Here is a 21,805-nt window from a genome sequence, read left to right on the forward strand (position 1 = left end):
GGTTACATTCCGAACCCGGAAGCTAAGCCTCACAGCGCCGATGGTACTGCAGGGGGGACCCTGTGGGAGAGTAGGACGCCGCCGAACAATTCTTCGAGAGAAGCCCCCGCCGGGTGAACCGGACGGGGGCTTCTCTGTTGTAAGGTCAGCATGCATTGTCGTCACACGGAACAGGAGGCCCCCGGGTGGAGGTCCAGGAGACGCGGGTCCAGACCGATCGGGTCTTCACCATCCCCAACCTGCTCAGCATGGGCCGGCTGGTCGGCGTTCCGATCTTTCTCTGGCTCATCCTGTGGCCGGTCTTCGGCGGGCCGAAGAATGACGGTTGGGCGCTGCTGATCCTGGCGCTGAGCGGTGTCAGTGACTACCTGGACGGAAAGCTCGCCCGGCGGTGGGGGCAGATCAGTCGAGTGGGGCAGCTGCTGGATCCGCTGGCGGACCGGCTCTATGTGCTGTCCACGCTGATCGGATTGACGTGGCGTAACTTTCTGCCGTGGTGGGTGACGGCGATTCTGCTGGCCCGGGAAGTCTTTATCGCGGCGCTGCTGCCCATTCTGAACAGGCACGGATACGGGCCGCTGCAGACGAGTTTCCTCGGGAAGGCCGCGACCTTCAATCTGATGTACGCGTTTCCGCTTCTGCTGCTCGGCGGTATCGACAGCTGGATCGCGCGGCCGGCTGAGGTCGTGAGCTGGGCCTTCATCTGGTGGGGGACCACGTTGTACTGGTGGTCGGCCATTCTTTACGCGGTGCAGGCGCGACAGATCATCAAGGCGAGCTCCGCGGCCTCGGCGTCCACAGCCTGAGACGTGATCTGAGAGAAGTCCCACGCCGTACCGGTGCGTCGGACGATACCTTCCGGGTAGAGAACCCTCTGGAACGGTTTGATGGACCTGCAGGTCCACCACCGCGAAGGAGGACGCACCCGTAATGAAAGCCGTTGTAATGGCAGGGGGCGAGGGTACCCGACTCCGCCCGATGACCTCCAGCATGCCGAAGCCGCTGCTTCCGGTCGCCAATAGGCCGATCATGGAGCACGTGCTTCGGCTGCTGAAGCGGCACGGCCTCTCCGACACCGTGGTCACCGTCCAGTTCCTGGCGTCACTGGTCAAGAACTACTTCGGTGACGGTGAGGAACTGGGCATGCATCTCACGTATGCCCATGAGGAGACGCCACTAGGCACTGCGGGGAGTGTCAAGAACGCCGAGGACGCGCTCAAGGACGACTCCTTTCTAGTGATCTCCGGTGACGCGCTGACCGACTTCAATCTCTCTGAATTGATCGACTTTCACCGGAGCAAGAACGCTCTGGTCACCGTCTGTCTCACCAGGGTGCCGAATCCTCTGGAGTTCGGTATCACGATCACGGACGACGACGGGCGGGTCGAACGCTTCCTGGAGAAGCCGACCTGGGGGCAGGTCTTCTCCGACACGGTGAACACCGGTATCTACGTGATGGAACCCGAGGTCTTCGACTACGTCGCGGCGGGTGAGTCCGTCGACTGGTCGAGCGATGTGTTCCCTCAGTTGTTGAAGGAGGGCAAGCGGGTCTACGGCTACGTCGCCGAGGGCTACTGGGAGGACGTGGGCACCCACGAGAGTTACGGCAAGGCCCAGGCGGACGTCCTGGAGGGCAAGGTCGACGTCGAGATCGACGGCTTCGAGATCTCGCCGGGCGTCTGGGTGGCCGAGGGGGCGGAGGTCGACCCCGAGGCGGTGCTGCGCGGGCCGCTGTACATCGGGGACTACGCCAAGGTCGAGGCCGGGGTGGAGATCCGCGAGCACACCGTGCTCGGCAGCAATGTGGTCGTCAAGCGCGGGGCCTTCCTGCACAAGGCGGTGGTGCACGACAACGTGTACGTCGGGCCGCAGAGCAATCTGCGCGGCTGTGTGGTGGGCAAGAACACCGACGTGATGCGGGCCGCGCGGATCGAGGACGGCGCGGTGATCGGGGACGAGTGCCTGATCGGCGAGGAGTCGATCATCGCGGCGAACGTCCGGGTCTACCCGTTCAAGACCATCGAAGCCGGCGCCGTCGTCAACACCTCGGTGATCTGGGAGTCCCGCGGCCAGGAGCACCTCTTCGGCGTCCGCGGCGTCTCGGGCATCCTGAACGTCGAGATCACCCCCGAGTTGGCCGTCCGGCTGGCCGGCGCGTACGCCACGACGTTGAAGAAGGGTGCCACCGTCACCATTGCGCGTGACCACTCGCGTGGTGCGCGTGCGCTCAAACGGGCGATGATCTCGGCGCTGCAGACCTCCGCGATCGACGTACGCGACCTGGAGAACGTGCCGATGCCGGTGGCCCGGCAGCACACGGCACGGGGGAGTGCGGGCGGGATCTTCCTGCGGACCACGCCGGGGGTGCCGGACTCCCTGGACATCCTCTTCTTCGACGAGCGCGGCGCGGACCTCTCCCAGGCGGGGCAGCGCAAGCTCGACCGCGTCTACGCGCGCCAGGAGTTCCGGCGGGCCTTCCCCGGCGAGATCGGGGACCTCACCTTCCCGTCGAGCGTCTTCGACTCCTACGCGGGCAACCTGCTGCGGACGGTGGACACCACCGCGGTCCGGGAGGCCGGGCTGAAGGTGGTCGTGGACACCGCCCACGGCAGCGCGGGGCTGGTTCTGCCCAGCATCCTCGGCCGGCTCGGGGTGGAGGCGCTCACCGTCTCCAGCGGGCTGGACGAGGCGCGGCCGACCGAGGACGCGGAGACCCGGCGGGCCGGGCTGGCCAGGCTCGGTGAGCTGGTGGCCTCCTCACGGGCTGCCTTCGGCGTCCGGTTCGACCCGGTCGGTGAGCGCGTTGCGTTCGTCGACGAGCTGGGCCGGGTGATCGACGACGACCGGGCGCTGCTGGTGCTGCTGGACCTGGTCGCGGCCGAGCGGCGCAGCGGGCAGGTGGCACTGCCGGTGACCACGACCCGGATCGCCGAGCAGGTCGCCGCGTACCACGGCACCCAGGTCATCTGGACCACGACGACGCCGGACGACCTCGCGAAGGCGGCCTCCGCCGAGGGCACGGTGTTCGGCGGCGACGGGCGTGGCGGTTTCGTGGTGCCTGAGTTCAGCGGGGTGCTGGACGGTGCCGCGGCCTTCGTCCGGCTGGTCGGCCTGGTGGCCCGGACCCAGCTCACGCTGAGTCAGATCGACGCGCGGATCCCGCAGGCGCACATCCGGCGCCGGGACATCGCGACGCCGTGGGCGGCCAAGGGCATGGTCATGCGCTCGGTGGTGGAGGCGGCCGGCAGTCGGCGGTTGGACACCACAGACGGCGTCCGGGTGGTCGAGGCGGACGGGCGCTGGACGCTGGTGCTGCCAGACCCGGCCGAGGCGATCACCCACCTGTGGGCCGAGGGCCCGGACGACGAGGCCACCGAGGCGCTGCTGGACGAGTGGGCGGCGGTGGTCGACGGCGCGGGGCGGTGACGGCCTGAGCGTACGAGTGCCCTGATCGGCGGGGCGTGCGGCCTGGTCCGCACGCCCCGCTGTCCGTTTTCACAGCTTTCGGAACGGTCCGTCGCTTTCCGGGGTGTGTGCAACGTGTGCGCAGCTCAGGGGCCGTGCACGGGACCGCTCGCCGTCATGGGACGATGGTCCGCATGCCAGCGACGCCGAGTGCCCCGAACGGACGGTACAACCGTCCGGACGCCTCGATGTCCCTGCTGACGAACGTGATGGACCACAGCCTGGACGAGGGCTACGCCGAGGCGGCCGCGGCGCGGGGCGGTGAGCACGACAGCCGGATACCCCGGACCCTGCGGGGTCTGCTCACGCTGGGCGCCGGATTGGCGCTGGTCGGGGGTGTGGTGACGGTCGGCGCGGTGAACGCGCACAAGGCGGAGCCCAGCCTCGCCAAGGAACGGGACGCGTTGATCCACCGGATCAACGACAGCAACGGCTCGGCCGACCATCTGCAGAAGCAGGTGCAGGAGCTGCGGCGCAAGGTCGAGGACACGCAGCAGCAGGCGCTCCCCTCGGGGGACGGCGATGCGGGTGGCCTGACCGGCACGGTGGGCCTGGGGGAGGTCACCGGGCCCGGGGTGAAGCTGGTCCTGGAGGATGCCCCGGGGACGGGAAGCGGGGGCAACGTCGACCCGCGGGCCGGCCAGGGCTTCTCCAACAGTGGCCGGCTGCGCGACCGCGATCTGCAGCTGGTGGTGAACGGTCTGTGGGGGTCCGGTGCGGAGGCCGTCTCGATCAACGGGCAGCGGCTGACCGCGTTGTCCGCGATCCGGGCCGCGGGCGAGGCGGTGCTGGTGGACAACCGGCCGCTGGTCCCGCCGTACGACATCCAGGCGATCGGGGACGGGCCGAAGCTCCTGAGCGCCTTCGAGAACGACATGGCCGGGCAGTACCTGCGGCTGCTCCAGGAGAAGTACGGCATCAAGTCGACGCTCTCCGTGCAGAAGAGCCTGACGCTGCCGGCGGCGGTGGGTGTGACGCTGCGGACCGCCCAGCCGGTCACGCCCGAGCCCACGCCCACGGCGACCCCGTCGGTCACGGCATCGGCCACCTCGTCGGCCGGCCCGAGCGGAACTCCCTCGGGCAATCCCGGAACCTCGGAGAGCCCCAGCGCGTCCGTTTCACCGTCCGCGCGCAGCGGTGGTCCGACCCCGAAGCGGCATTCGTCCAGCGGATCCGCCAAGACCACGACAGGGACAGGAGCAGCTAGACCGTGATTGCCGTACTGGGTCTCGTGATCGGGGTGGTCGTCGGGCTCTTCGTCCAGCCCGAGGTGCCGGACGCCGTCGTGCCGTACCTGCCGATCGCGGTGGTGGCGGCGCTCGACGCGGTGTTCGGCGGCGTCCGGGCGATGCTGGACGGGATCTTCAACGACAAGGTGTTCATCGTCTCGTTCCTGTCGAACGTGGTGGTCGCGGCACTGATCGTCTTCCTCGGTGACCAGCTGGGCGTCGGCTCGCAGCTGTCCACGGGTGTGGTCGTCGTCCTCGGCATCCGCATCTTCTCCAACGCGGCCGCGATCCGGCGCCATGTCTTCCGTGCCTGAGCCGGGCCGCGAGGCGGCGGCGGAGAAGGCGGCGGCGAAGTCGGCTGAGCAGCCGGGGGAGGAGACGGACGAGAAGGCGGCTGGGAAGGCTGTCGAGGCGTCCGAGGGGAAGAAGGCGGAGGAGGCCGCCCCGGTCGAGCCCGCGGAGGCGGGGGAGGAGCCCGGGGCGGTCGAGGCGGAGGCCGAGTCGGCGGAGCCGGAGAGGCCTGACGCCAAAGCTGGGCTTGAGGCCGCGGCGGCGGAGCCGGAGTCGGTGGTACGGCTGACGAAGGCCGTGGAGCCCGCGCCCGCCGCTGAGGCGGAGCCGGTTTCCGAGGAGTCGAAGCCCGAGGCCGAGCCGAAGGGCGGGTCGAAGGTTGAGTCGAAGGTTGAGTCGAAGGCAGCGGCCGGGGCTGAGCCCGCCGAATCCGCCGAACCGGAGCCCGCAGAGCCCGAGGGCGTTGAGCCGGAGGTCGACGTGGACCGGAGCGCCGGTCGACGGCGGCTGAAGGCGGCGCTGTGGCCGCCGCGCATGTCGCGTGGGCAGCTGGTGGTGGCGCTGCTGCTGTTCTCGCTCGGCCTGGGGCTGGCGATCCAGGTGCGTTCGACCAATGACCACCACAACCAGCTGCGCGGGGCCCGACAGGAGGACCTGGTTCGGATCCTCGACGAACTGGACAGCCGTCAGCAGCGTCTCCAACAGGAGAAGGCGGAGCTCGAGCAGTCCCTGGCGAAGTTGGAGAACAGCTCCAACCAGGCCAAGGAGGCCCAGGAACAGACCAGGAAGAAGATGACCGAACTGGGTGTGCTGGCCGGTACGGTCAAGGCCACTGGTCCGGGCATCGTACTCACGGTCGATGACCCCCAAGGGCAGGTGAAGGCAGATATGCTGCTGGACACCCTGCAGGAACTTCGAGCGGCGGGGGCGGAGGCGATTCAGATCAACGATGTGCGTGTGGTGGTCAACACCTACTTCACCGACCTGTCGGGCGGTGGGGTGCAGATCGACGGGAAGAAGGTCTCGCAGCCCTATCGGTTCACCGTCGTGGGGAACCCGCAGGATCTGACTCCCGCGCTGAACATCCCGGGCGGTGTCGTCCGCACGTTGGAGAGCCACCAGGCGCGGGCGACGATCACCCAGCAGCAGAAGGTGGTCGTGGACGCCCTCGTGGATCCGAAGACGCCGCAGTACGCCAAGCCGGCTTCGAAGTGACGGGGCGCCCGACGAACGGCCCGTCACGGGCGGTCGGCACCCGGTGCGGGGCGCCGCCGTCGCGTGGGGGAGACTGGTTCGCACCAGTACGCTCCGTAGCACCAACCGCAGTACCAACCGTCGGAGTACCACTCCAGCAGGCCCGAGCCGCAACCGGGCCCGCAGCCTGTCCGAGGTTCTCACCCTGCCCCGCGGGCGGGTCTGTCACACGCAAGGGGATTCGCCCGTGAGTTTCTTCTCGAAGTTGTTCGGTCGCAACAAGGACCGTGACGCGGCCGCCGTCGAGGCGCCCACCGCCCGACACCGTCGGCCGGAGGACGAGCCCGCAGTGCCGGGCATGCGTCCCGCCCCCGAGGCCGCACCGTACGCCGGACAGCCGCTGTACCGGGACGGCGGCGCCGCCCAGTACGCGGGGAATTCGGCGGGCTACGGCGTGTCGGTTGACCCTTCCGGCGACCCGCGCATAGGTTTCCCGTCAGCACCCTCAACCTCTGGTGGAGGGTTTGCCCCGGACCCGTACGCCGGGCACAACCCGTCGGGTGTGCCGCGCCAGGAGGCTGTGAACATGGCTGGCCCCACTCCGTGCCCCCGGTGCGGTAATCAGAACCCGGCCGCGGCCCGCTTCTGTTCCAACTGCGGGACCGCGCTGCGTGGCGGTCTGCTGCCCGAGGGGGCGGCGGAGACCACCTCGACCATCTCGATCTCCGGCCTGGAGTCCTACGACCCCAACACCACGACCGGCACCGGCACCACGCCGGCCCTGTCGGCCGAGGTGCTGTCGGCGATCGACGCGCTGCCGCCGGGCTCGGCCCTGCTGATCGTCCAGCGTGGCCCGAACTCGGGCAGCCGCTTCCTGCTGGACTCGGACGTCACCACGGCCGGCCGCCACCCGCAGGGCGACATCTTCCTGGACGACGTCACGGTCTCGCGCCGCCACGTGGAGTTCCGCCGCACCCCGGCCGGCTTCAGCGTCGCGGACGTGGGCAGCCTGAACGGCACTTACGTCAACCGGGAGCGGATCGACGAGGTGCCGCTGAACAACGGCGACGAGGTGCAGATCGGGAAGTACCGGCTGGTGTTCTTCGCCGGCCACAACCGGGGGTACTGAATCCAACGTCGGCAGGAGCCCGAGTGAGCAGCGACACCTCTTCTTCTCTCGGGGCGGCCTACCCCGCGTCGTCCGGTCCGCAGTCGGACCAGGGCGGGCGCGGGGTGGTCGTGGGACCCATGCAGCCGGTTCGACCGGATCGGCCCGTCGGGCGGCGGCGCGGCGGTGACGAACTGCTGAGCATCGGCGCGGTGCTGGCCTTCCTGCGTGACGACTTCCCCGAGGTGACCATCTCCAAGATCCGCTTCCTGGAGGCGGAGGGGCTGGTGGAGCCGGAGCGGACTCCCTCGGGGTACCGCAAGTTCAGCCCGGCCGACGTCGAGCGGCTTGCCTACGTGCTGCGGATGCAGCGCGACCACTACCTGCCGCTGCGGGTGATCCGCGAGCACCTGGACGCGATCGAGCGCGGCGAGGCCCCGCCCGCGTTGCCCCCCGCCGCCGACAACCGACCCGGGCCGCTGGAGGAGGCCGATCGCGAACTGGTGGCCTCGGCCGACGTCCCCTCCCGGGTCCGACTGGGGCGCGCCGAGCTGCTGGCCGCCGCTGAGGCGGGGGAGCGGGAGCTGACCGAGTGGGAGTCGTACGGGCTGGTAGCGCCGGGCCCGGACGGTGGCTACGACGGCGAGGCGCTGCAGGTGGCCCGGCTGGTCGCGGAGCTCGGCCGGTACGGGCTGGAGCCCCGGCACCTGAGAGCCATGAAGGCGGCGGCGGACCGCGAGATCGCGCTGGTGGAGCAGGTGGTGGCGCCGCTGAGGCGGCACCGGAACCCGCAGACCCGGGCGCACGCGGAGGCCACCGCGCGGGAGCTCGCGACCCTGTCCGTACGGCTGCACGCGGCGATGGTCCAGGCCGGTCTGCGGACCCGTGCATAGCGTCCGACGCGGCCTTCGCCCGCCGGGGGTGCACCGCGCTGACCAGCGGCGTCGGTCCTGCGCTTTCATATCCGGGGTCGGAGCCATAGGGTTGCCTGTGTGAATGAGCTCGACGTCGTGGGTGTCCGAGTGGAGATGCCTTCCAACCAGCCGATCGTGCTGCTGCGGGAGGTCGGGGGAGATCGCTACCTGCCGATCTGGATCGGCCCCGGCGAGGCGACCGCGATCGCCTTCGCCCAGCAGGGCATGACTCCGGTGCGCCCGCTGACGCACGACCTGTTCAAGGACGTCCTGGAAGCGCTCGGTCAGCAGCTCACCGAGGTCCGGATCACCGACCTGCGGGAGGGCGTGTTCTACGCCGAGCTGGTGTTCGCCGGCGGGGTCGAGGTGAGTGCCCGGCCGTCCGACGCGATAGCGCTCGCCCTGCGCACCGGCACGCCGATCTACGGGAGCGAGGAGGTGCTCGCCGAGGCGGGCATCGCGATCCCGGACGAGCAGGAGGACGAGGTCGAGAAGTTCCGCGAGTTCCTCGACCAGGTGTCGCCCGAGGACTTCGGGGGCAGCGGTCCGCAGTAGCGCGGACGGGCCTGAGTGGCCGTTTCACGCGCCGTTTTGCCAAAAACCGTCGACCTACCCACACTAGGGGCACGAAAAACCACTCTCCTGAGTGATGTGGTTTGTCTGGCCCGGCGTGGCGATCGTTGACGGGTCATAGGGGACTGCCTACCGTCAGGAGTGGCTGTCCGGGTGGCCGATGCCCGCAGTCGGGTTGCCCGCAGCACAAGTGGACGGAGGTAGGCATGAGCAGCACCGGCGATGACGCGGCCGCGGGAGGCCTGTGCGCCGTGCACGTGCCCCGCACCGCTCGTACCGTGACCGACCTGCCGAGGATGGGCAGGTTCCCGGCCGTGCAGCCGGGTCAGCCCGCCATCGAGCGGCTGGCCCCGACGTCCGAACTGCTCGGCTTCCGCGGCCCGACGGCCTGTGCGGCGGCCGGCATCACCTACCGCCAGCTGGACTACTGGGCCCGCACCGGACTGCTGGAGCCCAGCGTCCGGACGGCGTACCCGGCGACCAGCCAGCGGCTCTACGGCTTCCGCGACATCCTGCTGCTCAAGATCGTGAAGCGGCTGCTGGACGCGGGCGTCTCGCTGCAGAACATCCGGGTGGCCGTCGCCCATCTGCAGTCCACCGACCAGGCCGACCTGACCGGGCTGACGCTGATGTGTGACGGTGCGACGGTGTACGAGTGCACCACGCCGCAGCAGGTGGTCGATCTGCTGAAGGGCGGTCAGGGAGTCTTCGGCATCGCGGTGGGAGCGGTCTGGCAGGAGCTGGAGCTGGCCCTCGGTCGGCTGCACGCGGAGCGGACCGACACCGGCGAGACGCTGGTCGGGCACGACCCGGCGGACGAGCTGGCGCAGCGGCGCAACCGGGCGGTCTGACGCACCGGCCTGACCGGCCGGTGGCGGGCCACCGATCTTGACGAGGCCGTGGGCCCGGACGGGGAACCGTCCGGGCCCACGGCCTCGTCGTGTTGCCTGGTGAAACGGTCGAGGGAGGGCACGTGAGGGTCGGCACCGGGATATCGGGGTTGCTGCGGCGCCGGGCGGTGGGGATGCGGGTACGGCTGCGGGAGCGCCGTACCCAGCGCAGGGTCTTCCAGGTGACGACGCTGCTCTGCTCGCTGGCGCTCGCGCCGAGCGCCTGGCTGTGGATCGCGGCGGGGGACCGGGTGGGCACGGTGGAGAGCGCGCCGTCCGCGCCGGTCGCGGTGGTCTTCGGTGCGGGGCTGGACCAGGGCAAGCCCTCGCCGTACCTGGAGCACCGGCTGACGGCGGCGCTGGACCTGTACCGGGAGGGGAAGGTGCAGGCCATCCTGGTGACCGGGGACAACGGGCGGGTCTCGTACGACGAGCCGGACGCGATGTACCGGTACCTGACCGAGCACGGGGTACCGCAGGAGAAGGTGGTCCGGGACTACGCCGGCTTCGACACCTGGGACTCCTGCACCCGGGCGCACCGGATCTTCGGGGTGGACCGCGCGGTGCTGGTCAGCCAGGACTTCCACGTCCGGCGGGCGCTGGCGCTGTGCGAGGCGGCGGGCATCCGGTCGTACGCGGTCGGGGTGCCCGAGCTGCACGACGCCACCTGGCTGTACGGCGGGCTGCGGGAGATCGCCGGGGCGGGCAAGGCAGCGGTGAACGCCTGGCTGCGGCCGGACCCGGCGCTGCTCGGGCCCAAGGAGGACGGAATCCCGAAGGCGCTGGCGCAGGCCGCGAAGCGGTAGCCGCCGGGCGTCGGCCGCCGGGACCCGGCCGGGTTCGTACGCACTGTCGGACCCGTGCGCGATGATCAGCGGGTGCGATCTCTGCCGAGCATCATCCACCTCGACATGGACGCCTACTTCGCGGCGGTGGAGCAGGCGGCCAAGCCGAGCCTGCGCGGCAAGCCGGTGATCGTCGGCGGGCTCGGCGGGCGCGGGGTGGTCTCCACTGCCTCCTACGAGGCGCGCAGGTTCGGGGTGCACTCGGCGATGCCGATGGCCCAGGCGCGGCGGCTGTGCCCCAACGCGGCCTTCCTGTCCGGGCGCTTCGAGGCGTACCGGCGGAACAGCGAGATCGTGATGGGACTGCTGCGGGAGCTGTCGCCGCTGGTACAGCCGCTGAGCCTGGACGAGGCCTTCGTCGACCTGGAGGCCGGTCCGTACGGCCCGGTGCTGGGGGAGGCGGATCACGACACCGGCGAGCGGCTGGTGCTCGCCCTGGCGGAGGACCTGCGGGCGGACATCCACCGGCTCACCGGGCTGACCGGCTCGGTCGGGGCGGCGGGCTCCAAACTGATGGCGAAGATCGCCTCCGAGCAGGCCAAGCCGGACGGGCTGGTGATGATCGAGCCGGGGCAGGAACGCGCCGTACTCGGGCCCATGCCGGTACGGGCGCTGCCCGGGATCGGGCCGGCCACCGAGCAGGTGCTACGGCGGGCCGGGCTGAACACTGTGGCGGACCTCGCGGAGGCGGGGGAGGCGGAGCTGGTCGCGCTGCTCGGACGGGCGCACGGCGCCGGGATCCACCAGATGTCGATAGGGCTGGACGAGCGGCCCGTGGTCGCCGACCAGGACGCCAAGTCGGTCTCGGTGGAGGACACGTACGAGGTGGACCTGGCCGACCGGGACCGGGTGCTGCGCGAGGTCGAGGCGCTGGCCGCGCGGTGCGTGCGGCGGCTGCGGGCGGCCGGGCGCTCGGGGCGGACGGTGGTGCTCAAGGTCCGGCGGTTCGACTTCTCGACGCTGACCCGCTCGGAAACCCTCGGCGGGCCCACCGACGACGAGGCGGTGATCACCGTGACCGCGCGACGGCTGGCCGAGCAGGTGGACATCACCGGCGGGATCCGGCTGCTCGGCGTGGGCGTGGCCCAGCTGGCCGACTACACCCAGGAGGACCTGTTCGCGCAGGCGCTGCGGGAGGAGGAGGCGGAGCACGCCGAGGTGGTCGAGACGGCGGAGGTCGAGGAGGAGCCGGAGGAGGTCGTGGTGCGGCGCTGGATGCCCGGACAGGACGTCCACCACGGCGAGTTCGGGCCGGGGTGGGTGCAGGGCAGCGGCGTCGGTCGGGTCACCGTACGGTTCGAGACGCCGTGGAGCGAGCCGGGGCGGGTGCGGACCTTCGCGGTGGACGACCCGGCACTGGAACCGGCGCGGCCGTTGCCGCTGCGGCGGGTTGAGGGCACGGATGATGCGGGGGACCCGGCGGGCTGACGGGCTCGGGACGCGGAACGGCCCCACCCGGTGGGGATACCGGGTGGGGCCGCATACCGTGCCGGACTCCGCACGTTCGTGATGCCCTCGCGACGTATGGAGGCCGGGCCCGCGCGCCCTGTCCCTGAGTGCGCGGGCCGGACGCCTGGTCAGGCGTCGGTCTTGACCAGCTTGGCGCTGGAGTCCTGCGGGGCCGAGCCGCCGAGGGCGGTGGTGGTCGGCTTGACGTTACGGATCAGGAACGGGACGGCACCGGCGACGATGCAGACGACGGCCGTGGTCCAGAAGGCGTGCTTGTAGGCGTCCAGCGTGGGCAGCAGCACCGGGATCTTGATCGGGAGCTTCATGGTGTCGCCGGTCAGGATGGCGGTCATCACGGCGGTGCCGATCGCGCCACCGACGGTGCGCAGCACGGAGTTCATGCCGTTGGCGATGCCGCTCTGCTCGACCGGGACGGCGCCGTTGATGAAGGCCGGCATCGCGGCGAAGGCGAGGCCGATGCCGAGACCGAAGACGGCAGCGGCGGTGTAGATGTCGCCCTCGTGGCTGTGACGCAGGGCCAGGTAGGCCATCGCGACGGCGCCGAGGACACCACCGAGCACCAGCGGCAGACGGGGGCCGCGGCGGGCGATCAGCAGGGCGCCGACCGGGGCGGCCACCATCGAGCCGATCGCGGACGGCAGCAGCATCACACCGGCGTGCAGGACGGTCGCGGTGAAGCCGTAGTGGGCGAACTTCTCCGGGGTCTGGGCGAAGTTGCTGATGACCATGAACGAGCCGTACATGCCGAAGCCGATGAGCAGGCCGGCCAGGTTGGTGAAGGCCACGGCCGGACGGGACATCATCTTCAGGTCCACCAGCGGGTGCGAGACCTTGGTCTCGATGATCCCCCAGATCAGGGCGACCACGGCGGCGACGGCGAACAGGCCGAGGGTCTTGGTGGAGGTCCAGCCCCAGTGGTTGCCCTGGCTGACCGCGACCAGCAGGGCGGAGAGCCAGCCGGCCAGGGTGATCGCGCCGAGCGGGTCGGCGCCGCCGTCCTTGTCGGTCACCGGGTCGGACGGGACGCGGAAGGCCACCAGGGCGACTGCGATCAGGCCGAAGACCAGGCCCATCCAGAAGATCGACTTGTAGTTCCAGTGCTCCAGCAGGAGACCGGTCGCCACCAGGCCGAGGCCGGAGCCGACGCCCATCGAGGCGCTGATGGCGGCGACGCCGCCGGTCACCTTCTGCTTGGGCAGCTCGTCGCGGACGATGCTGATCGCCAGCGGCATCACGCCACCGCCGGCGCCCTGCAGGACGCGGGCGACGATCAACCAGGAGAAGGAGTGGGTGCTGACCGCCAGCGCCGACCCGGCGACCAGGCCGACCAGCGAGATGAGCAGCATGGGCTTGCGGCCCCGGAGGTCGCCGAAGCGGCCCAGCAGGGGAGTCAGCACGGCTGCGGAGAGCAGGTTGGCGGTCATCAGCCAGGTGATGTTGGACGCGGAGACGTCCAGTTCCTTGGCGAGCGAGGGCAGGATCGGGACGACCGCGGTCTGCACCACGCTGAACGACAGCATCGCCAGGATGAGGGCCGGCAGGACCCGGGCGTTGCTCTGCTTCTCGGCCGCGGTGGTGGGCTGGGGTGCCTCACTCACGGTTGCTTCCTCCCGTACATAGTGAATGAACTGAAGTAATCATGCGGGAAGATACTTCAGAGTGTCAAATATCGAGCGGTTAAGCTTTGGCAAAGGCGAAGGGTTGGCGCCTGCGGCGGGCTTGTGGGGAGGGAGTGCCGGGGAGGGTTGGCGCCTGCGGCGGTCCGGGGGCGGGGCAATGTGGGGGAAGACGAAGGGTCGGCCGAGGTGAGAGGGCGCCTGCGGTGGGCTTGTGGGGAGGGGGTTGAGGGCATGGCGATGGCCCCGGACGGTGCCCGGGGCCATCGGGGAGAGGTGTCAGGGAAGGGTGCGAAGTGAGGCGGCGTGCGAGTCGGGCGTGGGGGGCTGCGAGGGAGCGTTCGCCGGTGGGGTGGGGGTGGCGGGTGTGTTGTCGTGGACTTCGACGTGTTCGCGACGGAGTTCCTCGCGGACGACCTCCTCGGTGGTGTAGCGCTCGACGACGAGGCGGACCCGCTCGATCGGGGCGCGGTACTTGCGGACCACCAGGCGTTCCTCTCGGAGGGTGACCTGCTCGACCGACTCGGCGATCGCCTTCTCGGTGAGGGCGGAGCGCTCGGCCTCGCTCACCGGCATGCGCTCCACCCGGACACGCTCGCGGACCACCGGGACGCGGCGCTCGACCTGTTCGGTGGTCACGTACTTGCGCAGCTTCGCGGTGCCCAGGATGTGCCACTGGGTGGTGATGTCCAGCCGTTCCTCGCGGCAGGTGATCTCGACCGGGCCGCTCGGGGCCGAGGGGGAGGCGGCGCCGCCGGTGGCGGGCGCACGGGTGGCCCTGGTCTCGGCGGGCCGCGGCTTGGGCTCGACGGTGGGGGCGGCGGCGGGCTCGGGGGGGCGGAAGGCGGGCGGCTTGGTGGCCGCGGTTGTGCTGGTGGTGGTGCTGGTGGTGGGGGTGGCGGCGGGCTCGGGGGAGCGGAAGGCGAGCGGCTTGGTGGCCTCGGCGGCCGGAGTGGTGCCGAAGTCGAGGTTGGGTTGGGCGGTCCGGCCGCCCTCCCCGGCGGCCGGAGTGGTGCCGAAGTCGAGGTCGGGTTCGGCGGTCCGGCCGCCCTCCCCGGCGGCCGGAGTGGTGCCGAAGTCGAGGTCGGGTTCGGCGGTCCGGCCGCCCTCCTCGGTGGTCGGGCGGCCGTCCATCCGGGTGTCCAGGCCGTAGTAGCGGTAGAGCTGGAGTTCCTGGGCGGGCGAGAGGTGCTGGCCCACGCCGAAGTCCGGCGAGTCCTTCACCAGCGACTTGTCGTACGGCACCCGGAGCTCGTTGTCGGAGAACTCGCTGGTGGCGAGCGGGACGAAGGCGTCCCGGCCGAAGACGCCGGTCCGGACGGCAGCCCATTCCGGCTGGCCGGTGGCGTCGTCCAGGTACACCTCGTCGACCGTTCCGATCTTGTCTCCGTTGCGGTCGACCGCTTTGTGGCCGATGAGGTCCCGGGGGTCGATGTCGGTCTGCACTCTTGCCTCCAGTGCGCTGCGCCTGCGGAACTCCCGCAGGTACGGCGGTCGGAGCACCGTCCCGTCCGCCACTTCACACCAAAAGGCATGAATCGGATGGGCGCGACCGGGGTGCGCCGGACGGGCTCCGCGCTGGGCCGACCGGGGGACGCGCGTAGACCTCGAGTGACCTGACACACCCGTGATCGGAAGGCCTCCCGCTGGTACCCTGGGCGGCGACCGCCGAGCCCGCTCGGGAGAGTCCCCGACGGCGAAAACCACTGGTCGGGGCGCCGAAGGAGCAACTCCTCCCCGGAATCTCTCAGGCATCCGTACCGTGCGGGATAGGTCACTCTGGAAAGCAGGGCAGGACCGCCGGCGCGGGAGCCGGCGATCACCACCCTCACCGACGGTGCAAGCCGACGGAGCGCCACCAGCGCGACGTGCGGGCGAAGCTCTCAGGTCCCGATGACAGAGGGGGAGGCCTTCCGGGTTCGTCCGCCCAGGCCGATCCGCTGTCCGCAGCGGTGAACGCCGGTCGGCGTGCGTGCCCCTGCCGGTCCGTGACCAGGAGGCCTCGACCACCATGAACGCCCAGCCGAACGCGGGACGCCCTACCGGCGCCTCGACCCTCACCGAGCTTGAGCTGGCCAGCCCCTTCGAGAACCGCCACATCGGCCCCGACGCCGCCGCGCAGGAGAAGATGCTGGCGTCCGTCGGCTACGGCTCGCTGGACGAGCTCGCCGCCACGGCCGTTCCCGAGGCGATCCGCTCCATCACCGCCCTGGACCTGCCCGCCGGCCGCAGCGAGGCGCAGGTCCTCGCCGAGCTGCGCGAGCTGGCGAGCCACAACAAGGTGCTCCAGCCGATGATCGGCCTGGGCTACTACGGCACCTTCACCCCGCCGGTGATCCTGCGCAACGTCATGGAGAACCCGGCCTGGTACACCGCCTACACCCCGTACCAGCCGGAGATCTCGCAGGGCCGCCTGGAGGCGCTGCTCAACTTCCAGACCCTGGTCTCCGACCTGACCGGTCTGCCCACCTCCGGCTCCTCGCTGCTGGACGAGGGCACCGCGGCCGCCGAGGCGATGGCGCTGGCCCGCCGCGTCACCAAGGTCAAGGGCGGCGTCTTCCTGGTCGACGCCGAGACCCTGCCCCAGACCGTCGCGGTGATCAACACCCGCGCCGTGCCGACCGGCGTCGAGGTCGTCGTCGCCGACCTGTCCGAGGGCATCCCGGCCGAGATCGCCGAGCGCGGCGTCTTCGGTGTGCTGCTGCAGTACCCGGGCGCCACCGGTGTGGTCCGGGACCTCGCCCCGGTGATCGAGCAGGCGCAGGGGCTGGGCGCGATCGTCGCCGTGGCCGCCGACCTGCTGGCGCTGACCCTGCTCAAGTCCCCGGGCTCGCTGGGCGCCGACATCGCCTGCGGCACCTCGCAGCGCTTCGGCGTGCCGATGGGCTTCGGCGGCCCGCACGCCGGCTACCTGTCGGTGCGTGCCGAGTACGCCCGCTCGCTGCCCGGCCGCCTGGTCGGCGTGTCCGTCGACGCCGACGGCAACCGCGCCTACCGCCTGGCGCTGCAGACCCGCGAGCAGCACATCCGCCGCGAGAAGGCCACCAGCAACATCTGCACCGCCCAGGTGCTGCTCGCCGTGATGGCTTCGATGTACACGGTCTACCACGGCCCGGACGGCCTGGCCGACATCGCCCGCCGCACCCACCGCTACGCCGCCGCCCTCGCCGAGGGCCTGCGGGCCGGCGGCGTCGAGCTGCTGCACGGCGAGTTCTTCGACACCGTCACCGCCGTCGTCCCGGGCCGCGCCGCCGAGATCGCCGCCGTCGCCCGCACGCACGGCATCAACGTCCACCAGGACGGTGCGGACCGGATCTCGATCTCCACCGACGAGACCACCACCCGCGAGCACCTGGCCGGTGTCTGGGCCGCGTTCGGCGTGCCCGCCGTCGAGGTGGCCGAGGCCGCCGAGACGCTGCCCGCCGCGCTGCTGCGCGAGGACGAGTACCTGACCCACCCGGTCTTCCACAGCCACCGCTCGGAGACCGCCATGCTGCGCTACCTGCGTCGCCTGTCGGACCGGGACTACGCGCTGGACCGCGGAATGATCCCGCTGGGCTCCTGCACCATGAAGCTCAACGCGACCACCGAGATGGAGGCGGTGACCTGGCCGGAGTTCGGACAGCTGCACCCCTTCGCCCCGATCGACCAGGCCGAGGGCTTCCTGACCCTGATCCGCCAGCTGGAGCAGCAGCTGGTCGAGGTCACCGGCTACGACGCCGTCTCGATCCAGCCGAACGCCGGCTCCCAGGGCGAGCTGGCCGGCCTGCTGGCCGTCCGCGCCTACCACCACGCCAACGGCGACACCCAGCGCGACGTCTGCCTGATCCCGTCCTCGGCGCACGGCACCAACGCCGCCTCCGCGGTGATGGCCGGCATGCGCGTGGTCGTGGTGAAGACCTTGGTCGACGGCGACGTGGACGTCGAGGACCTGAAGGCCAAGATCGAGCAGCACCGCGACAACCTCTCGGTGCTGATGGTCACCTACCCGTCGACCCACGGCGTGTACGAGACCCAGATCACCGACATCTGCGCCCTGGTGCACGAGGCCGGTGGCCAGGTCTACGTGGACGGCGCCAACCTGAACGCCCTGGTCGGCCTGGCCAAGCCGGGCAAGTTCGGCGCGGACGTCTCGCACCTGAACCTGCACAAGACCTTCTGCATCCCGCACGGCGGCGGCGGCCCGGGCGTCGGCCCGGTCGCGGTCCGCGCCCACCTGGCGCCGTACCTGCCGAACCACCCGCTGCAGGAGGAGGCCGGCCCGGCGACCGGCGTCGGCCCGATCTCGGCCGCGCCGTGGGGCTCGGCGGCGATCCTGCCGATCTCCTGGGCGTACGTCCGGCTGATGGGCGGCGAGGGCCTCAAGCACGCGACCCAGGTCGCGGTGCTGAACGCCAACTACATCGCCAAGCGGCTGGCGCCGCACTTCCCGGTGCTCTACACCGGCCCGGGCGGGCTGGTCGCGCACGAGTGCATCATCGACCTGCGCCCGCTGACCAAGGAGACGGGCGTGACGGTGGACGACATCGCCAAGCGCCTGATCGACTACGGCTTCCACGCGCCGACGATGTCCTTCCCGGTGGCCGGCACGCTGATGATCGAGCCGACCGAGTCCGAGGACCTGCACGAGATCGACCGGTTCTGCGACGCGATGATCGCGATCCGCGCCGAGATCGACAAGGTCGGCTCGGGCGAGTGGGCCGCCGAGGACAACCCGCTGCGCAACGCCCCGCACACCGCCGCCATCCTGGCCGGCGACTGGGCGCACGGCTACTCGCGGCAGGAGGCGGTCTTCCCGGCCGGCGTGAACCCGGCGGACAAGTACTGGCCGCCGGTGAGCCGGATCGACGGCGCGTACGGCGACCGCAACCTGGTCTGCTCCTGCCCGCCGCTGGACGAGTACGGCGTCTGATCCTCATCGGACGGGCAATGCGGCAGGGCCCCGGCGGATCGTTTCCGCTGGGGCCCTGCCCTTTGTCCCGCGCTATCAGGTCGGCGGCTGCCCCCCCGCCGGGCGGTCCAGGGTCGTACGGTTCCGGTCCGTACGGAGCGGTCCGCCCACTCTCAGTCAGTGCTGTCTCGGCCCGCGGTCTCTCAGGCCGCGTGGGCGATGGGGCGGCGCGGGTCGATCACCCGGCCGTCGGGCAGCAGCTCTCCGGTGTCCTCGAACAGTACGACGCCGTTGCAGAGCAGGCTCCAGCCCTGCTCCGGGTGGCAGGCCACCGGCACGGCCGCCTCGCGGTCCTCGGACTCGGCCGACGGGCACTCAGGACGGTGCTGGCACATACACGTACCCTCGCTTCGCTCTGCGATCCTCCCCGTGGTGCGGTCCCGGAGGTGGTGCCGTCCGGGGCCGCCGCGGCAGTCGGATCCTGTCCGCGCGCCAGCCAGGTTTGACCAGCGCTCAAGTGGGTAGGACAGGTGGTCCTTCCACGCTGGTTCCCAGTGTCGGCATCTGCGGACGCGCGCGCAGCGATTTCGTGACATGCGCCACAACTACCGGGCAGAGATCACCCGTTCAGGTGGGGCCGGGGGAAAATCGCGCACCGATGGGTCAGTCGGGGCATGGCCCGATGGGGCCATTGCAAGTGGCTCGTCTCGGTGGTGGCCGTTCGGGTGAAACCATCGGCCGTTCGGGTGATGCTGCCGAGCGGGGTGCGTACGGCGAAGGGCCGCCGGGCGGACGGACCGGCGGCCGGTGCGGAGGGGCGGGAGCGCGCCGGTTCAGGAGGAGCCGAGCAGCAGCGGCCCGGCGAGCGGGGCGCGGGCGAGCAGCGGCAGCAGCTCGGCGGCCGGGTAGGCGCGGTGCGCGGTGACGCCGAGCGGGGCCGGGGCGAGCGGGATCAGCAGGTCGGCGGTCGGGCCGGCGTCGGGGCTGTGCAGCCAGAGCGCCGTCGCGTACTGGCCGGGGAAGGTGAGCAGCCGGGGCTGGCAACGGGAGCGGGAGTTCTGGGCGAGCTGCCAGGCCTCGCGCAGCGCCCGGACGGTGGAGGAGAGGTAGGGGCCGGCGGTGAAGTGGGAGAAGGTGTGGCCCTCCGCGCTCTGCACCACCTCGGCGGCGGCGGCCACGTCGGTGCCGTCCTTGATCAGGAAGCGCCAGCCGGTCCGGCGGGCGGCGGGGAGCTCGGGGCGCGGGCCGTCCAGGACGTGCACCGCGAGCGGATGCGCGGGGAGCAGTGGTCCGGTCGGGTGACGCAGTGCTGCGGCGGCGGGCTGGCGCAGCGCGGCGTCCGAGTCGAGCGCGCTCAGGACCGCGCGCAGGGCGCTCGGCGGGGGCTGGGGGGTCTGCAGGGTCATGGCGGGGTCCGCCTCTCCAAGCGAGATCGGCGTGCGAGTGCGGCATACCGGCGTGGCGCGGCGCGGCGCGGCGCGTCTACGGCGACGGGGCCCGGCCGTGTCCGGTTGTGCAGGATCGCGGAGCCGGCGCGGTCGCCGCCGTCGACGAGGGATTCGGGGCGGGAAGAGACCGGCCGGAGCGCAGTGCGGATTCCTCGAATTCATCGAACAAATGCGCAGGGTGATCTGTTTATCACAGGCTGTGGCGTCGGGCAAGTCTGCAGATGGTCTGAATTTCCGTCAGTTGCCTTGCATTGCAAGCCAGTACAGGCATTCGGGTATCGATCTTCGAGGTGGGCATGATGCTTGCACGGTCGGTCGGCCGGGTGTCTCAGGAGGAGGGGACCGTGGGCGAGAAGGTCGTGGCGACTCGGGCGGATCTGGCGGACCGGCAGCAGTACCGGCTCAAGCTCCAGGCCTGCCTCGACGCGCTCGGGCGGATGCTGCGCGAGGACCGCTTCGACCGGCCGCGGGCCGTGATGGGGCTGGAGATCGAGCTCAACCTGGCCGACGAGCAGGGCCTGCCGGTGATGCGCAACGCCCAGGTACTGAGCGCGATCGGCTCCAGTGACTTCCAGACCGAGCTGGGCCAGTTCAACATCGAGGTCAACATCGTGCCGCACCGGCTCTGCGGGCACGTCTTCGAGGAACTGCGCGAGGAGATCGACACCGGGCTGCGCTACGCCGACCGGCGGGCGGCCGAGGCCGGCGCCCGGATCGTCATGGTGGGCATCCTGCCGACCCTGGAGCACGACCACACCGGGCTGGACGCGATGAGCCTCAACCAGCGGTACAGCCTGCTCAGCGACCAGATCCTGGCCGCCCGGGGCGAGGACATCGCGCTGGACATCGAGGGCGTCGAGCACCTCCAGCTGGAGTCGATCACCATGGTGGCCGAGGCCGCCGCGACCTCGCTGCAGCTGCACCTGCAGGTGACCCCGGAGCGGTTCTCCTCGGTGTGGAACGCCGCCCAGGTGATCTGCGGTCCGCAGCTCGCGCTCGGCGCCAACTCCCCGTTCCTGTTCGGCCGGGAGCTGTGGCGGGAGACCCGTCCGGTGCTCTTCCAGCAGGCCTGTGACACCCGTTCGGCGGAGCTCAAGGCCCAGGGCGTGCGCCCGATCACCTGGTTCGGCGAGCGCTGGGTGGACTCGGCGTACGACCTGTTCGAAGAGAACCTGCGCTACTTCCCGGCGCTGCTGCCGATCTGCGACGACGAGGACCCGCTGAAGGTGCTGGCCTCCGGCGCCGCGCCCCGGCTCGCCGAGATGCGGCTGCACAACGGCACCATCTACCGCTGGAACCGGCCGGTCTACGACGTCTCCGGCGGGGTCGCGCACCTGCGGGTGGAGAACCGGGCGCTGCCGGCCGGCCCGACGGTGGCCGACACGCTGGCCAACGCCGCCTTCTACTACGGGCTGGTGCGGGTGCTCGCCGAGCAGCCCCGGCCGGTCTGGACCCGGCTGCCGTTCGAGCGGGCGGACGAGAACTTCCGCCAGGGCGCCCGGTACGGCATCGACGCGGTGTTCCAGTGGCCGCGCCCCGGCCGGGCGGGCCGCGGCGGCGGGCTGCAGACCGTCTCCGCCGTCGACCTGGTGCTGGGCGAGCTGCTGCCGATGGCTTACCAGGGGCTGGACGAGTGGGGTGTGGAGCCCGCCGACCGGGACCGCTACCTGGGGATCATCGAGCAGCGCTGTCTGCGCCGCACCAACGGCGCGGCCTGGCAGAGCGCGACCTTCCACCGGCTGCGCGAGCAGTACGGGATGGACCGCCCGGCCGCGCTCGCCGCGATGACCAGGCGCTACGCCGAGCACATGCGCGGCGGCGAGCCGGTGCACACCTGGCCGGTCGGCTAGCGCCTCGGCTGTGTCAGGATG

General features: G+C 71.1%; 17 protein-coding genes, 1 rRNA gene and 1 riboswitch. Of the genes, 14 read left to right on the forward strand and 4 right to left on the reverse strand.

What is annotated here, in order from left to right:
- The 12 genes from rrf to ABZW30_RS34480 form a co-directional block, all read left to right on the forward strand.
- Window positions 1-87 (forward strand): 5S ribosomal RNA (rrf, locus tag ABZW30_RS34425); the annotation flags it as partial.
- A 98-nt stretch (window positions 88-185) separates the two neighbouring features.
- Complete coding sequence (locus ABZW30_RS34430) at window positions 186-806, forward strand: CDP-alcohol phosphatidyltransferase family protein (RefSeq protein WP_355675172.1); 621 nt, start codon at window positions 186-188, stop codon at window positions 804-806.
- A 124-nt stretch (window positions 807-930) separates the two neighbouring features.
- Complete coding sequence (locus ABZW30_RS34435; protein WP_355675173.1) at window positions 931-3,426, forward strand: mannose-1-phosphate guanyltransferase; 2,496 nt, start codon at window positions 931-933, stop codon at window positions 3,424-3,426.
- Between the two features lie 173 nt (window positions 3,427-3,599).
- Window positions 3,600-4,679, forward strand: coding sequence for a DUF881 domain-containing protein (locus tag ABZW30_RS34440; RefSeq protein WP_355675174.1), 1,080 nt, complete (start codon window positions 3,600-3,602; stop codon window positions 4,677-4,679).
- A complete protein-coding gene (locus ABZW30_RS34445; RefSeq protein WP_030062488.1) occupies window positions 4,676-5,008 on the forward strand; it encodes a small basic family protein in 333 nt (110 codons plus the stop codon). Before ABZW30_RS34440 ends, ABZW30_RS34445 begins: the two co-directional genes overlap by 4 nt.
- 262 nt (window positions 5,009-5,270) lie before the next feature.
- A complete protein-coding gene (locus ABZW30_RS34450; RefSeq protein WP_355675217.1) occupies window positions 5,271-6,200 on the forward strand; it encodes a DUF881 domain-containing protein in 930 nt (309 codons plus the stop codon).
- 226 nt (window positions 6,201-6,426) lie between these two features.
- Window positions 6,427-7,308, forward strand: coding sequence for an FHA domain-containing protein (locus tag ABZW30_RS34455; protein WP_355675175.1), 882 nt, complete (start codon window positions 6,427-6,429; stop codon window positions 7,306-7,308).
- 119 nt (window positions 7,309-7,427) lie between these two features.
- Window positions 7,428-8,180, forward strand: coding sequence for a MerR family transcriptional regulator (locus ABZW30_RS34460; RefSeq protein WP_355675218.1), 753 nt, complete (start codon window positions 7,428-7,430; stop codon window positions 8,178-8,180).
- A gap of 99 nt (window positions 8,181-8,279) precedes the next feature.
- On the forward strand, window positions 8,280-8,756 hold the full coding sequence (locus tag ABZW30_RS34465) for a bifunctional nuclease family protein (protein ID WP_030303568.1): 477 nt from the start codon (window positions 8,280-8,282) through the stop codon (window positions 8,754-8,756).
- Between the two features lie 224 nt (window positions 8,757-8,980).
- Window positions 8,981-9,625, forward strand: coding sequence for a MerR family transcriptional regulator (locus tag ABZW30_RS34470; protein WP_355675176.1), 645 nt, complete (start codon window positions 8,981-8,983; stop codon window positions 9,623-9,625).
- Window positions 9,626-9,798: 173 nt separating this feature from the next.
- The gene (locus ABZW30_RS34475) at window positions 9,799-10,470 is read left to right on the forward strand and encodes an ElyC/SanA/YdcF family protein (protein ID WP_355675219.1); all 672 of its coding nucleotides are present in this window, start codon (window positions 9,799-9,801) and stop codon (window positions 10,468-10,470) included.
- Between the two features lie 72 nt (window positions 10,471-10,542).
- Complete coding sequence (locus ABZW30_RS34480) at window positions 10,543-11,937, forward strand: DNA polymerase IV (protein WP_355675177.1); 1,395 nt, start codon at window positions 10,543-10,545, stop codon at window positions 11,935-11,937.
- A gap of 149 nt (window positions 11,938-12,086) precedes the next feature.
- Here the strand turns inward: ABZW30_RS34480 and ABZW30_RS34485 are convergent, their stop codons facing one another.
- A complete protein-coding gene (locus ABZW30_RS34485) occupies window positions 12,087-13,577 on the reverse strand; it encodes an MFS transporter (protein ID WP_355675178.1) in 1,491 nt (496 codons plus the stop codon).
- 297 nt (window positions 13,578-13,874) lie between these two features.
- Window positions 13,875-15,098, reverse strand: a complete 1,224-nt coding sequence (locus ABZW30_RS34490) for a DUF2382 domain-containing protein (protein WP_355675179.1) — start codon at window positions 15,096-15,098, stop codon at window positions 13,875-13,877.
- 166 nt (window positions 15,099-15,264) lie between these two features.
- Window positions 15,265-15,368: riboswitch (glycine riboswitch) on the forward strand.
- Between the two features lie 238 nt (window positions 15,369-15,606).
- Here ABZW30_RS34490 and gcvP point away from each other — a divergent pair.
- Window positions 15,607-18,507 (forward strand): aminomethyl-transferring glycine dehydrogenase, encoded by a 2,901-nt coding sequence (gcvP, locus tag ABZW30_RS34495; protein ID WP_355675180.1) that lies wholly within the window; start codon window positions 15,607-15,609, stop codon window positions 18,505-18,507.
- 182 nt (window positions 18,508-18,689) lie between these two features.
- Here the strand turns inward: gcvP and ABZW30_RS34500 are convergent, their stop codons facing one another.
- Together ABZW30_RS34500 and ABZW30_RS34505 are read right to left on the reverse strand one after the other, a co-directional pair.
- The gene (locus ABZW30_RS34500; RefSeq protein ID WP_355675181.1) at window positions 18,690-18,881 is read right to left on the reverse strand and encodes a DUF5999 family protein; all 192 of its coding nucleotides are present in this window, start codon (window positions 18,879-18,881) and stop codon (window positions 18,690-18,692) included.
- A gap of 438 nt (window positions 18,882-19,319) precedes the next feature.
- Window positions 19,320-19,892, reverse strand: coding sequence for a hypothetical protein (locus ABZW30_RS34505; RefSeq protein ID WP_355675182.1), 573 nt, complete (start codon window positions 19,890-19,892; stop codon window positions 19,320-19,322).
- 386 nt (window positions 19,893-20,278) lie between these two features.
- Here ABZW30_RS34505 and ABZW30_RS34510 point away from each other — a divergent pair, with 386 nt between their 5' ends.
- Window positions 20,279-21,784, forward strand: a complete 1,506-nt coding sequence (locus ABZW30_RS34510) for a glutamate--cysteine ligase (RefSeq protein ID WP_355675183.1) — start codon at window positions 20,279-20,281, stop codon at window positions 21,782-21,784.
- Window positions 21,785-21,805 lie beyond the last annotated feature (21 nt).

It is taken from the genome of Kitasatospora sp. NPDC004669 (genome assembly GCF_040609455.1).
Lineage (GTDB): Bacteria > Actinomycetota > Actinomycetes > Streptomycetales > Streptomycetaceae > Kitasatospora.

What these genes read in the sequence shown, in the direction of transcription:
- ABZW30_RS34435 (WP_355675173.1), top strand. Translation starts at nt 931, where the DNA reads ATGAAAGCCGTTGTAATGGCAGGGGGCGAGGGTACCCGACTCCGCCCG.
- ABZW30_RS34440 (WP_355675174.1), top strand. Translation starts at nt 3,600, where the DNA reads ATGCCAGCGACGCCGAGTGCCCCGAACGGACGGTACAACCGTCCGGAC.
- ABZW30_RS34460 (WP_355675218.1), top strand. Translation starts at nt 7,428, where the DNA reads ATGCAGCCGGTTCGACCGGATCGGCCCGTCGGGCGGCGGCGCGGCGGT.
- ABZW30_RS34470 (WP_355675176.1), top strand. Translation starts at nt 8,981, where the DNA reads ATGAGCAGCACCGGCGATGACGCGGCCGCGGGAGGCCTGTGCGCCGTG.
- ABZW30_RS34475 (WP_355675219.1), top strand. Translation starts at nt 9,799, where the DNA reads ATGCGGGTACGGCTGCGGGAGCGCCGTACCCAGCGCAGGGTCTTCCAG.
- gcvP (WP_355675180.1), top strand. Translation starts at nt 15,607, where the DNA reads ATGAACGCCCAGCCGAACGCGGGACGCCCTACCGGCGCCTCGACCCTC.
- ABZW30_RS34500 (WP_355675181.1), bottom strand. Translation starts at nt 18,881, where the DNA reads ATGTGCCAGCACCGTCCTGAGTGCCCGTCGGCCGAGTCCGAGGACCGC.
- ABZW30_RS34505 (WP_355675182.1), bottom strand. Translation starts at nt 19,892, where the DNA reads ATGACCCTGCAGACCCCCCAGCCCCCGCCGAGCGCCCTGCGCGCGGTC.